Consider the following 12,796-nt stretch of genomic DNA (forward strand, 5'->3'; position numbering starts at 1 on the left):
GAGCATGTCAGTCGTACAGCGTAGAATAATACAATTTTCTTACATTTATAGTGCTCCTACCTTATGGAAGTCTGACGAGAGACTTCATGGATTCGCTTTTGGAAAAACAATTGGCGACCTAAACGGTTAAAAAGCGTAATGGACGACAAGGCAGACGTTAACAAACGACATAACAAAAACGATATGACAAAAAGTAAATTGCTTGAAATGAACAATGTTGGTATCGTTGTAGAAAACCTTAACAACGCAATATCATTTTTCACGGAAATAGGACTGAAACTTGAAGGACGAACAATGGTTGAGGGCGAATGGTCGGGACGAGTAACGGGGCTTAAAAATCAATCCGTAGAAGTTGCGATGATGGTTACACCTGACGGTCACAGCCGGCTTGAACTTTCAAGGTTTATAACCCCGACAACCATTTCTGACCACAGGACAGCGCCTGTTAATTCTTTAGGATACCTGAGAGTTATGTTCAAAGTTGACAATATTGACGAGTTGGTATCCAGACTTACCAAACAAGGCGCTGAACTTATTGATGAAGTGGTTAACTATCAAAACGTATACCGACTATGTTACATTCGCGGGGTTGAAGGGTTACTGATCGGACTTGCAGAACAAATAAATAACAAATAAGAAACAACGAACCGCTAACAGGCAGTTTTGCGTCAGACGGGCTGACGTTCAAGCGTAAAAGTTCCTGCGGACTTTCCCGCCCGGGCGCCAAGTACAAAACCGTTAGCGGTCATGCTGTAGTGATGGCGACCTTGCCGAAGCAATAAAGAAGCTCAAATCCAGCCCATACTTATCACCCGGTTTAAGACTATCCAGTACGGGTGTACTCAGTCTGCATAGTTATAGGCGAGCACCCTGTAATTAAAATCATTAAAAGCATTTTTGTTTTTAATGACAAGTTTTATTTGCAGGGAATTCTGGTTACGGGTTAATGATTCAGGAATGTCAAACTCCGAATCAAACCAGCGTAACGTCTTATTGGTCTGGGGGTCGACCCAGTTGCCGGCAAACTTTCCGTTAACGTATACAGCAGCAGACTGAGGTCCGCTTCCCTGGTCGGTGCGTCGACGTAATCGTATGCCTGCGTTTTCTTTCGGAATGGAGACCGTGAACGTAGTTTCACCGGCCCGGTGATAAAAACCCGAGGCAGTTATATTGGTATATAAGTAATTGCCTTCGTAATTTGCCGTTAGTTTCTCTTTCTTTAACGTTCCGCTCGATTGATAAGCGTGAGCGCTGAGGCTTGCAGGGCTACCTACATCCATAAAATCAACCTCGTGTAAAACCGGGGTGTTCTTTATATACAAATAAGCAAGGCTTGCATATTCAGATTGTATATTGCTTTCCGCCCCATGCTGGATAAAAGCATCCATAGAAGAGTAAAACGGAATGGGCATTTCAAGATGAAACCGGTAATAAGTAGCCGGCACCAAATAATCTTTATTAAATACTTTTAAATAAGCATTCGGGTCTCCTCCGCTTAACAGCCTTACATCATTTACACAACCGGCAAATGGCGTATTGTACCGGATGTTCGGCCAGAAACACCCCAAATAATAATCTTCAGTTCCGGTTCCGTTTATTTGAGGGGTTTCATTGCCGTCAATGTAAAAATGTTCATTTCCTTCGCAATAATGTTCCAGCCTGCAAGATTGTACAACTCCCAGAAACCAACCGGCTCCTTTATAATTGCAAAACGCCCAATCCCGGCCATATTCTGTCATGCCTTTGTGATAAAAAGTTGTAAAATATCCGGTTTGTGCCTCCGGATATTCCGTTGTGCTTGTAATTACAGTAGCCGTGATATCATTAAAATCCTTGGAAGATTTATTGGCCAGCATGATATGCGCATTTCTCCAGAAAGGCATAGGAAGGCGGCAGATCATCCTCATACGCCCATTTGATATCAACCGGACCTCTATAGGCAGGGAATAAACCTGACTAACAAAATTTGGGGAGCAAAAAAACATCCCTACCGGAGACATGACATTCAACAAGCGGTTATCCCTGCTTTTTTCGAAAACCGGGGTTCCCGTATTGTTTTTGGCTTCAGATTCATTATCCCATATCATTTGTATATAAACATTTTTCAGAAAATCTGTTGAAGTGTCTGTTTCAATGTTTAAATACCTAACAGCGCCTTTTCCTGAATAATTTAGAACATCAGCGCTTTTATGTGCTTCAAGTGATAGCCTTTTTGTGTGTGTTTGTTCGCCGGTTTGGGCAGATGTTGCAAAGGGCAGCGGTTTACCCGAGTGGGATAAAACAGTAAGAAGATAATTGCGTTGTGCATTTTTTACGGAATCGCTCCAACGGATTGAATACGGTATTTTTTTGTACAGAATATGATAAAAGGACGGTTTTCCTGTAACACTTATTTTTAAAGAATGGTTGAAATATATCGGAGCAAAGCTGTTTCCTGCATATGCTTGTTCAATATAATATCCTTTGCGGTCGAAGGAGACCAATGGTGCAGGGAAGTTCTTATTTTCTCCTTTATAAAAACCAATTGCGTTAGTTGTATAACGCGGCTCTTCTTCTCCATCGAAGTAAAACTTGAAAACAGAAGAGCTGTCAAACATGGTTCCCCACATATTTGTTACACATCCCGGACCTTGCGCATCGAATATAACCGCATCGCCATGAGCGTCCCTGTATAAAAAACGCCCATAATCAGCGTTATGTTGCTGCTCACTATGGCTTGAGAATTGCCCTGCAGTTATTTGTTTTTGGGGAAGAATCGGCAACATATTCAATGTATGCTGCACAGCATCTCCGGATATTATTTGTCCATGGGTTGCCGTGAGTATAATGAATATAGCGCCGAATGTAAGCATCAATCGCTTCACATTGCGGTCCTGATGTATGGGGTTTTTCATAACGCTGCGGGTTGGTCACAAATATAATAAAAGATGCTACCTGGCTGTTTTGCATAACGCCCCTGTCTGTCGGTTGCTTTGTTTACCCTATCTATGCTTTTCTATTTGCACCCGAAATTGCGTGACGAATGCATTCAGCAATAGAGTGCAAACCCAATTTTACCCGAAGAATAATGAATATTTATGTAATTTTCTGCGCTTAACCCAACGCATTCATCATTAAAGGCATATGAACGAATCGATCAGGCATTTTATCAACAACTTGAAAGTAAGGAATCCGGGAGAGCCGGAATTTTTGCAGGCCGTTACAGAAGTGGCAACATCCATTATCCCCTATATTGAATCGGAGCCCCGGTACAGGAACAGTAGGATCCTGGAACGGATTGTTGAGCCCGAGCGGGTCGTCATGTTCAGGGTACCGTGGCTCGATGATAAAGGCGAAATACAGGTAAACCGGGGATTTCGGGTGCAGATGAACAGCGCCATCGGGCCTTATAAAGGGGGACTGCGATTTCACCCGTCGGTAAACCTGGGCGTATTAAAGTTCCTGGCGTTTGAGCAAATATTCAAAAATAGTCTTACAGGGCTCCCTATGGGCGCAGGAAAGGGAGGGTCCGACTTTGATCCCAAAGGAAAATCAGACAATGAGGTCATGAAATTCTGCCAGAGCTTTATGACGGAGTTATACCGGCATGTAGGGGCCGATACGGATATTCCCGCGGGTGATATCGGAGTAGGCGGCCGGGAGATCGGCTATCTGTTCGGCCAGTACAAACGCATCACCGGCGCTTTTAACGGCGTGCTTACCGGGAAGGGCAACGAATGGGGCGGTAGCCTTATCCGGCCGGAAGCTACCGGTTACGGACTGGTTTATTTCGTAGAAGAAATGTTGAGGACACGGGAAGAGTCATTACTGGGCAAGAAAGTAACCATTTCCGGATCGGGGAATGTGGCGCAGTTTGCTGCAGAAAAATGCATCGAAAAAGGCGCAAAAGTGCTCACGATCTCCGATTCCGAAGGCTTTATCTATGATCCGGCGGGCATCGACAAGGAAAAGCTCGAGTACATTAAAGATTTAAAAAACAATACACGCGGACGCATAAAAAAATATGCCGCCAAATATCATTGCGAATATTTTCCCGGGGAACGGCCGTGGAAGATCAAATGCGATATTGCCTTGCCCAATGCCACCCAGAATGAACTGGATGTCAATGATGCCCGGGCGCTGGTAAAGGGAGGATGCAGTTGTGTGGCGGAAGGAGCGAATATGCCCTGCACGCCTGAAGCTGTGGCCGTTTTCAACAAAGCGCAGGTCTTTTATGCGCCGGGCAAGGCCGCCAATGCAGGCGGTGTGGCGGTTTCCGGTCTTGAGATGTCGCAAAACTCGCAACGGTATTCCTGGACCCGTACGAAAGTAGACAACAAATTAAAAGAGATCATGCATGAAATTCATGCATGTTGTTTGAAGTACGGCAGAATGGCCGACGGTCATGTCAACTATGAACAGGGCGCCAATATCAGCGGCTTTGTAAAAGTTGCCGACGCCATGCTTGCTCAGGGAGTGGTGTAGCCGTAACGTATCCGGCATGTATATCTTATTGCCGCTGCCGGACAAACCAAATTTTGATTGCCCGCTGCTATAAAGCAGCTTTCCCGTTATCTCCTGTCAGCCTGCCGGATCTCCTTCAGCAAACCGTACAGGTCGGATACCAACCAGCGCTCTGCTAATTTTAAGTTTTCTACCCTGTAATGGCTACACCTCTGAGCGTGATGGCCTGACCGCCGGGGATGTCAATTCCAGGGAAGGCCTTCCGGTAGGTGACCACGCTCAGACAAACCGGCCTACCAGCTCCCACAGGTCCCTGATGTTAAATGGTTTGGAAAGGTAACCGTCTGCTCCGCAGGATGTGGCCATGCCGGGCAGATCGGTATTCGCGGAAACGAGTACAACGGGCAGGTGCCGGGTTGAAGGATCCGCTTTAAGCTGCTGACAGAAATGGCCGCCGCTGCCGTCTGCCAGCCGGTTGTCCAGCAGGATCAGATCGGGGCAAAGGATATGGAGTTCCCGTAGTGGTTTGCTGTCTCTCCCCGTAATAACCGAATAGCCCTCTCCTTCAAGAACATAACGCATCAGATCCAATATATCTTTGTTATCGTCGATGACCAGTATACGTTTGCCCATTTTCATTATTGTAGAGGATAGGATACCGCTAAACCTTCTTCTCCTGCTTCCGGGCCATCCGCAGGGGGACCCTTCCGTTCACCGTCCCTGTCACTGCATTTGGCAGGTTATCCGGGCCGCCGCGCGGAAGCATTCGATCAATTCCGGATGGTCTGATTATCTTCGACAAGGTAAATCTTTTTCATGGATTCGTTCGGCTCATGCCGGGTGTCAGGAAGCCGGATCGGTCCGGATCATGATGATAGGCAATCAGGGATGTTCCGCTTCCCGTCCGCTGTTTTTTAAAGGCAGTAAAAACCGGAACTCGGACCCCTTTCCCGGCGCGCTGCTGATGCTGATGCGACCGTTATGACGCTCGAGGATGTCGCGCGTCAGATAAAGTCCCAGGCCGAGACCGGAGATGTTGGCACTGTTTTTCACCCGGTAAAAACGATTGAAGATCCGCTCCTGCTCCTCCGGAGAAAGTCCTATCCCTTCGTCCCTGATCTTCACCTCTGCGGCGGAGGCCGAGCTGCCGCAGGAAACATGCACGACATCGGCATCGGGAGAATATTTGACCGCGTTGGAAAGCAAGTTCACAATTACCTGCTCCATGCGTTGCCGGTCGGCATCCACCCAAAGGGCGTGCCCCGCATCCCGGAACGCGATCCTGTGTGTCGGATGGGTCTGACCGAAGGTTTCGGTAACTTCAGACAGCAGCTCCCGCAGGTCAAAGGTCTCCCGCTCGAGCTGCAGTTTCCCTGCTTCTATTTTGGCAATGTCAAAGAAGTCTGAGACGAGGCTGTTCAGCTTTTCTACCTGCCGCAGCGTCTTCTCAATAAAGCGTAGATGCTCCGGTGTATTTTCGCTTTGTTGCAGTATTTGCAGGTAACCTTTAATGGTTGTCAGGGGTGTTTTCAGCTCATGGCTGGCCAGGGCAATGAACTCGTCCTTTTTCGCATTCAGCGACTTCACCTCTTCGAACAGCCTTGAATTGTCGAGCGCCACGGCGGTCTGGGAAGCGATGCTCGCGACCATCTCCTCGTGCTCTTCTGTAAAGACGCCGGGGTCGCGGTGACCGAAGAACAAACCTCCTATCACCGTATCGGAGGAAGAGATGACGGGCACCGCAAGGTAGCTGGCCCCGGCCGGATGATCCTGCGGCAAACCGTAATGCGGGATGCCGGTTGGCGGATCGTTACGGATATCCTCCTTCCGGAGGGCTTTTCCTTTCATGAAGTCGGGTCCGAAAGCATCCATGTCGTCCGGTACATCCAATTTCCCAAAGGCTTCCGGAGCGGTTCCCGACAGTGCAAACAGCGTAGCGCCTCCGCGCCGTTCGTCGTGGATATGATAGAAGAAAGCGGCATATTCGGCCTCGGTAATCTTGGCCGTGGCATCGGCCACTTTCTGCAGGATATCCTGCACATCCAGCTTTTCAGAGATCGTCCTTCCGATCGCATTCAATATGGCCAGGTTCTTTGCGCTTTGTTTGATCAGCTGCTCCGCCTTTAGACGTTCGGAAATGTCCCTTAGTATCTTGGATGCCCCGATAATATTTCCCTGACCGTCCTTGACAGGCGATATCGTCAGGGAAACCGGGATCATTCTGCCCGACTTGGCCATACGGATGGTCTGGTAGTGATGTATCTTCCGGCCGGCCTTGATGCTGGAAATGATGACCTCCTCTTCTGCTTTCAGCTCCGGCGGAATGATCAGACTGATGTGCTTACCCAGCGTTTCTGCTTCTGTATAGCCCAATATTTTTTCTGCCCCCGCATTCCAGCTCATAATGATCCCTTCCAGGGATTTGCTGATGATAGCGTCGTCGGAAGATTCTACGATGGCAGAGAGGATAGCTTTTTTTTCTTCCCCCGCCGACAGGTTTTCAGCATGTTCCCCGCCTTCTCCCCCAGGGGAGCAGTCGCGATCAGTTCTTTGCATATGTACCAAAGCTACAATTTTAACTTCAAAAACGGAGTGGGCAAAGCGGAGGCATTTCAGTGTCCGGCCGCTGTTTGGTATGATTATTTCTATAGACGGAAATAAATAACGCGCTGCATGGAAACTGCTACTGCTGTACCGCTGCTTGCGAAAAAGAAACTCCGGATCGCCCTGGATCAGCCCGAAAAGGGTGCGGCTATGGCCCAGCTGGTCTATGTGTCGGACGACCAGGCCGGCATAACCCGGGAGCGGAAACAAAAAGGCTTTGCTTATTTCCTGGCGGGTAAGATGATCCGCGAGAAGAAAACGCTCGAACGGATACGGGCCCTCCGCATACCGCCCGCCTGGGAACGGGTCTGGATATGTCGCCTGCCCAACGGCCATCTTCAGGCCACCGGCGTCGATAAGCGCGGCCGCAAGCAATATCTTTATCATTGCCGCTGGACAGCCCTGCGGGGCCAGACCAAGTTCCTTCATCTGCACGCGTTCGGGGAAGCGCTTCCGGAAATACGCCGGCGGGTGAGCAGGGACCTTTCGCAGGAGGGGCTGGGGATGCCGAAAGTCATGGCCCTCATCGTGCGTATCATGGAGCAGACGACCATCCGGATAGGAAGCGAATTTTATGAAAAGCTCTACGGTTCGTTTGGTATTTCCACATTAAAGAACCGGCATGTAAAAATAAAGGGCAGCAGCATCCGCTTTATCTTTAAAGGTAAAAAGGGGGTGGAACATGATATCGGTCTCCGGAGCAGGAAGCTGGCCAGGCTGATACAACGCTGTAAGGATATTCCCGGGAAAGACCTGCTGAAATACGTGGATGCCGAAGGTGTCGTCCACGACGTGACCTCGGGGGATATCAACGCTTATATCGGTGAAATATCCGGCGGTGAGTTTACCAGCAAGGACTTCAGGACCTGGGCCGGATCGGTGGAATGCCTCCGGGCGCTGGCCGAGGGCGACGATGGCAACAGCAGCACCCAAGGACAGATAAAGCAGCAGCTCGTGGCGGCATTAGACCAGGTAGCTTTTCACCTGGGCAATACGCGCAGCGTTTGTAAAAAGCATTATGTGCATCCGGCTATCCTGGAAGGCTATGAGAGCGGTCGCCTGATGCGTATGCTGAGATCTGCATCCCGGAAAAAAGAAACCCGGTATCCCGCCCTGAATGGATACGAACTATTACTGATGCGGCTGCTGAAGAAAAAGCCGGAATGATGATTAAGGCTTTGCCGGATGTTATGTCCCGCCTCAGGGCTGCCATATTTCGGTGCGCTGTTGAATTTATTGCCCACAAAACGTAGACTTCCTTGCCGGTAGGAAAAAGCGCATTTTTTCGTTAATCCGCCTAACGCTCATCCGAACAGCCGGTCCCGGCGAAAAAGACGGCGGATAAGAACAGCCTGAAAGCAGCGGACGGGAAGCACAGGTCGTAAAAGCGGGAGATGGGGAAAACGGTATGGCATGCTTTTTTGGATATAGCTGAAAAAAATCATGCAGATCAAAAGCCCGGCGTTCAGGGAGGACGAAAGCATTCCCCAAAAGTATACCTGTGAAGGACCGAACATCAGTCCGCCTCTGCAGTTTCTGGATGTGCCTTTAGAAGCAAAGACGCTCGTCCTGATGGTAGAAGATCCCGATGCGCCGGCAAGGCCCTGGGTACACTGGCTGGTATTTAATATACCGCCCAAGTGCCGGGGGTTTGAGGAAGGCAGTATCGACCAGGGCGCGCAGCAGGGGTGGTGCAACGGCAATACCTTTGGTTACGAAGGTCCCTGTCCGCCCGGCGGCGAGCATGCCTATCTTTTCCGGCTGTATGCGCTGAAGAGCGTTTTGCAGCTTCCGCCGCAATCCGATCGTAAAGACGTGCTGGCAGCCATGCAGGGTGAGGTGCTTACCGAAGCCGTGTTGAGGGGCCGGTACCGGAAAGGCAATAAGAGCTGAACGACGGCTATGCTTCTACTTCATCGACCCGGAACCGGAAGATTCTGCAGAGCGTTGCAGCGTCGACTCAACCCGCCTTTTTCGCGGCTCGCGCCTTTTTCGCCTGATAGAGCACATGCACGGCCTCCAGGAGCAGTATCAGGAATTCATATCCGAAGATAAGATCATGGCGTGTTGTTCCTTCCTCAGATTCTTCCACGAGATCGTTGGTAAGGGCCCCTTTGGTAAGTACCCAGAGTTCTTTCTTTGTTTCCGCTATACTGATAAATTGAAAGTATTCCTTAATAATAGCCCAAGCAGCTTCTTTATTCTTCTCCTTTAGTAATTCTTGTCGCATTTCTTCTAAATCTTTCGGTAGCGAATGCATATGTTTACTTTTTGATGGTTGTTTCCCTCATTTTAAAGAACAATACATAATTGGCTTTCAGCAACTCGGTAAGCAGCTCGAAAAAATAGATCAGGTTGGTCCGCTTTATTTCATCCCATTCATTGATTTCCTCGCTGCCTATGGTGAATTTCAACATTTTCCAGAGCCGTTCATGTGCGCTGCCCAGGCTATAGGTATCAAAGAATTGATGGATCGATTTTTCAGGATGCTCCACCGCATCTTTCGAGAGATACCATAGTTCTTCCGGGGAAGGTTTGTTGACGAATTGAGTATTGAGCATAATTCGTTTTGGATGGTTGAGAATTTTATTTTGCCATGCTGTAAGCGAGGCGGGTCAGGTAGTGAATATGCTGGTAGAACATTACGGGGTTGACGGTATAAGCCGATTTTACTCCCTCGTATGATGTTACCGCTCCTAACAGATCCAATAACTCTATCCTGACATAGGATTTCTCAAAAGCTTTGCAAAATAGGTTAACTGCTAAACAGGGGTCTTCTTTTTCTTTATTGGTTAGTAAAATGGGTTGGTTTATTTGAGATATTACTGTTTTCATTTTTCGTGAGAAACCTTTTATCAGTCTGAGTTTTCTGCTTGCGTTTTGCCTCTCATTAATTATGTGAAAAGCTTCAATAAGCCTTTGCAGCAATTGTATAAAATCAATCAAATCTTCCCGTGCATTGCCTTCATCGTATGCGCTGTGATCATTTGATAAGGCCATATTCTGCCAATGGTTTATTTCTCTTCGGAAATCTTCGAGCGAGAAGTTTTGAAATATTTCCCAAAGACAAGACACAGGATTATAATCCGACTTAACTAAAAAATGATCTGGTTTATAAAATCTTTTCAGCGCCGGTTCTTTATTTTCATGCGGGTTTGATTTCATTTTCAAATTGTATGTTGTTTTGCAAGTTTTATGTATTAAATATATTTTCTCCCGTTTTTAATAATATATCATGCAGATGTCTGATCTTGCCCATAAGATGCAGCAGGTCATCATTACAAATCTTATAGTTCTTATTGTACCGGCTGTCTATATATGCTTTTTGTAAAAGAGAAAGTAATCGCCTGTCCTGTTCATTACCTTGTGAAAATACATCCGGTATTCGGTAGGATACCAGGCCGGCATAACGCAGCAAACGTTCAATGTTATGCGTATTGGGATGGTATTCTGTTGCGCTTTTTATCAATGTAATCAAGGCTTGTTCCGCAGATTGATGTAACATAAAAGCAGCTATTGTATTTTGATTGCGGAGGCGACATAGTTCCGATCCCGCCAGAAATCCTTCTGCCATTTCTAATCCTTGTGTAAAGCTGTGCTTCAGCGCTCTATTAGGGAGCAAATCAGAACTATCTGATTGGACATTCCAGGGTAAATTCCCTGAATCATGTATCTTGGCTCCGGAGTGCCAAACCTTGAGTGCAAAAGGATGCCCCGATTTCAACCATTGTCCGAATGTTTCTGCACGGAGTACCAGGGCAGTAACTGGCATTAATGACTTACAGCATTCTTCGATCTTACTCTGCCATTCGTGTAGTCCTCCCGGTATAGTTTCCTTCATAAGAACCAGGAAAAAACAGTCGGAAAAATATGTAGAAGAAGGCGCCGGCTCATTAAATATGCTTTCTGATCGTCTTCGGTATAAAGAAGCGCCCAGGAGAAAAATCATTTCCGGATTCGCAGCTTCTATAATAAGGGCCACAAGCTTTTGCTGAAAAAAAGTTAAAGCGCCCTGCGATAAGTAATATATGCTAAAAGGTCTCATACCCGGTCACTTTGTGACAGTTTTTCGTCTTGGCTTTGAATACCATTTGTTAAACCAGTAGATATCATTTTTATCCCGCCATTCGCTATACAGATCGATTAATCCGGTATGGTCGTTTTCGGGAAATAAAAGTCCCACGGCATCCATCTCCCGGAATATTTCCCGGATTTCCTCTTCGGTATAATGCTGTTGACCATAACCATGTTTAATGAAATATTCAATGAGGATGGTTTTAATTTCATCCCTGCCTTCCCGTTTCCAGCTGCCGCAGGAGAGGTTGTCCATGAAATCGAGTACGACTTCATAAGGCGTAATATCCATGAGCTTGCATAGGCAAAGAAAAGGCTGCGGAGGGGCAAAGTTGAATTTATCCTGCTTGTCATATTCTTCTATTTGCCATTCGGCCCTGGACTTACGGCCCGTCGTTTTTCTCTTTTTCGATGCGGTCTTTTTCATGAGGATGATTGAACTATCAAAAGAAATTCACGTTCGTGTGCAAGGTAAATAAAATTCCTGATAAGAGAGATATAATTCTTATTTAAGTTTATTTAGTGCTGTTATACAGCTTCTCCTTGCAAAAATAAATCCGCAAAGTTTCTTATTTTGTCATTTAAATCGTGAAATGCGCTAATAAGATGGCAGAAGAAAGAATACTCAACCGCATCAAAGCCGTCCTGGCTGAAAAGGGTAAGACCAATCTATGGCTTGCGGAACAGCTGGGGAAGAACAAAAGCACCATCTCAAAATGGTGCACCAACGACCAGCAGCCTTCCCTGGAAACGCTTTTTGACATTGCGCAAGAGCTGGGCGTAGAGGCCTGCGAGCTGTTGGCGTCCGGTAAAACGAAAAAAGAGCATTAGGCCCCGTCACGCCGGCAGGGAACAGGAGATATTCATACCAGGTGCTTCAGCGAAAGGATAGACCCGCTGTGCAGTCCTTCATGATAAAGCAGGTAATCGATAGCTTCATGAATGTTGGTTACCGTAAATCCGTAGACCTCCGATATCCTCACGGAGGGGGTATAACGTCCGAACATGTTTTTATCAAAATCGGATTGCAGCCGGTCTATCGACCGGATAAAAAGCTCCCTGATGTTTTTGATCTCCGCTTCCTCAACAAATGTTTCCGGGCGGGTGCCGGACAGGTAAGGCGAAACATATTTGCCTTCAATTGTGAACGGCAGGCCGGATCGTTCATAGCACATCATCTGCACGACGGCGGTAAGATGCGCCAGGTTCCAGATGATATTGTTGTTGTGCCCGGGCGGGATGATATTCAGCTGACCGGCGCTGAGATCATCGATGTGACGGAGCAGGAAAAGTCGGAACCCTCTTATCTTGCTGATATTATTATACATAAGGACCTCGTTTGACAGAATGTTCGATCACCTGCACCTTTGTTGATGCCTGAGGGTGGGCAATACCCATAACAAAGGAAAGCAAATATCCGTCTGTCCCCAAAAAATACTGATTACTCTGGCTCATCCCAAAGCGGGCCGGGATCCTGAAAGTATTGATGAGCGACCGCCCCGGCCGCTCTCACCTTACTGAGCGGATCTTGTTCGTTATACCTGAGGAATTTATTTCGGCTTCGCTATGGCAACGGCAGGGAGCAGACAATAAAAGATATTTTTGTCTTTTATTTTGAATGCTGCTATCTTTGTCGGGTGAAATGCGGGAGCCGGGTCGTTTAAGATACGGTTAA

The 12,796-nt window shown here is 47.4% G+C and carries 14 protein-coding genes; 5 read left to right on the plus strand and 9 right to left on the minus strand.

Going from position 1 to position 12,796, the window contains the following annotated elements:
- Positions 1 to 138: 138 nt before the first annotated feature.
- Complete coding sequence (locus ABD851_RS00840; protein WP_344973808.1) at positions 139 to 636, plus strand: VOC family protein; 498 nt, start codon at positions 139 to 141, stop codon at positions 634 to 636.
- Between the two features lie 206 nt (positions 637 to 842).
- Here the strand turns inward: ABD851_RS00840 and ABD851_RS00845 are convergent, their stop codons facing one another.
- Positions 843 to 2,894 carry a DUF2961 domain-containing protein gene (locus ABD851_RS00845; protein WP_344973811.1) on the minus strand — a complete coding sequence of 684 codons (2,052 nt, stop codon included), beginning with the start codon at positions 2,892 to 2,894 and terminating at the stop codon, positions 843 to 845.
- 229 nt (positions 2,895 to 3,123) lie between these two features.
- On the opposite strand from ABD851_RS00845, the gene gdhA reads away from it, so the two are divergent.
- The gene (gdhA, locus tag ABD851_RS00850; RefSeq protein WP_344973816.1) at positions 3,124 to 4,464 is read left to right on the plus strand and encodes an NADP-specific glutamate dehydrogenase; all 1,341 of its coding nucleotides are present in this window, start codon (positions 3,124 to 3,126) and stop codon (positions 4,462 to 4,464) included.
- Between the two features lie 258 nt (positions 4,465 to 4,722).
- On the opposite strand, the gene ABD851_RS00855 is transcribed toward gdhA, so the two are convergent.
- On the minus strand, positions 4,723 to 5,076 hold the full coding sequence (locus tag ABD851_RS00855) for a response regulator (RefSeq protein WP_344973820.1): 354 nt from the start codon (positions 5,074 to 5,076) through the stop codon (positions 4,723 to 4,725).
- A 249-nt stretch (positions 5,077 to 5,325) separates the two neighbouring features.
- On the minus strand, positions 5,326 to 6,999 hold the full coding sequence (locus tag ABD851_RS00860) for a sensor histidine kinase (RefSeq protein ID WP_344973823.1): 1,674 nt from the start codon (positions 6,997 to 6,999) through the stop codon (positions 5,326 to 5,328).
- 117 nt (positions 7,000 to 7,116) lie between these two features.
- Between ABD851_RS00860 and ABD851_RS00865 the strand changes: the two genes are divergently transcribed.
- Both ABD851_RS00865 and ABD851_RS00870 read left to right on the plus strand, forming a co-directional pair.
- Positions 7,117 to 8,214 (plus strand): DNA topoisomerase IB, encoded by a 1,098-nt coding sequence (locus ABD851_RS00865; RefSeq protein ID WP_344973826.1) that lies wholly within the window; start codon positions 7,117 to 7,119, stop codon positions 8,212 to 8,214.
- Between the two features lie 276 nt (positions 8,215 to 8,490).
- Entirely contained in the window at positions 8,491 to 8,940 is a 450-nt protein-coding gene (locus tag ABD851_RS00870) for a YbhB/YbcL family Raf kinase inhibitor-like protein (RefSeq protein WP_344973828.1), read from the plus strand.
- Positions 8,941 to 9,007: 67 nt separating this feature from the next.
- Here ABD851_RS00870 and ABD851_RS00875 read toward each other — a convergent pair whose 3' ends face one another.
- From ABD851_RS00875 to ABD851_RS00895, 5 genes are read right to left on the minus strand one after another with little or no spacing between them, the layout of a single operon-like run.
- On the minus strand, positions 9,008 to 9,307 hold the full coding sequence (locus ABD851_RS00875; protein ID WP_344973831.1) for a hypothetical protein: 300 nt from the start codon (positions 9,305 to 9,307) through the stop codon (positions 9,008 to 9,010).
- 4 nt (positions 9,308 to 9,311) lie between these two features.
- Positions 9,312 to 9,608 (minus strand): hypothetical protein, encoded by a 297-nt coding sequence (locus ABD851_RS00880; protein ID WP_344973834.1) that lies wholly within the window; start codon positions 9,606 to 9,608, stop codon positions 9,312 to 9,314.
- A 25-nt stretch (positions 9,609 to 9,633) separates the two neighbouring features.
- Complete coding sequence (locus tag ABD851_RS00885) at positions 9,634 to 10,212, minus strand: hypothetical protein (protein ID WP_344973837.1); 579 nt, start codon at positions 10,210 to 10,212, stop codon at positions 9,634 to 9,636.
- Between the two features lie 28 nt (positions 10,213 to 10,240).
- Positions 10,241 to 11,092, minus strand: coding sequence for a HEPN domain-containing protein (locus ABD851_RS00890; protein ID WP_344973839.1), 852 nt, complete (start codon positions 11,090 to 11,092; stop codon positions 10,241 to 10,243).
- A gap of 6 nt (positions 11,093 to 11,098) precedes the next feature.
- Positions 11,099 to 11,548, minus strand: a complete 450-nt coding sequence (locus ABD851_RS00895; protein ID WP_344973841.1) for a hypothetical protein — start codon at positions 11,546 to 11,548, stop codon at positions 11,099 to 11,101.
- A 179-nt stretch (positions 11,549 to 11,727) separates the two neighbouring features.
- Between ABD851_RS00895 and ABD851_RS00900 the strand changes: the two genes are divergently transcribed.
- The gene (locus ABD851_RS00900) at positions 11,728 to 11,952 is read left to right on the plus strand and encodes a helix-turn-helix transcriptional regulator (RefSeq protein WP_344973843.1); all 225 of its coding nucleotides are present in this window, start codon (positions 11,728 to 11,730) and stop codon (positions 11,950 to 11,952) included.
- 32 nt (positions 11,953 to 11,984) lie between these two features.
- Here the strand turns inward: ABD851_RS00900 and ABD851_RS00905 are convergent, their stop codons facing one another.
- Positions 11,985 to 12,449 (minus strand): DinB family protein, encoded by a 465-nt coding sequence (locus ABD851_RS00905; RefSeq protein ID WP_344973845.1) that lies wholly within the window; start codon positions 12,447 to 12,449, stop codon positions 11,985 to 11,987.
- Positions 12,450 to 12,796: the final 347 nt, after the last annotated feature.

The sequence above is a fragment of the Compostibacter hankyongensis genome (assembly GCF_039541075.1).
GTDB classification, from domain to species: domain Bacteria; phylum Bacteroidota; class Bacteroidia; order Chitinophagales; family Chitinophagaceae; genus Compostibacter; species Compostibacter hankyongensis.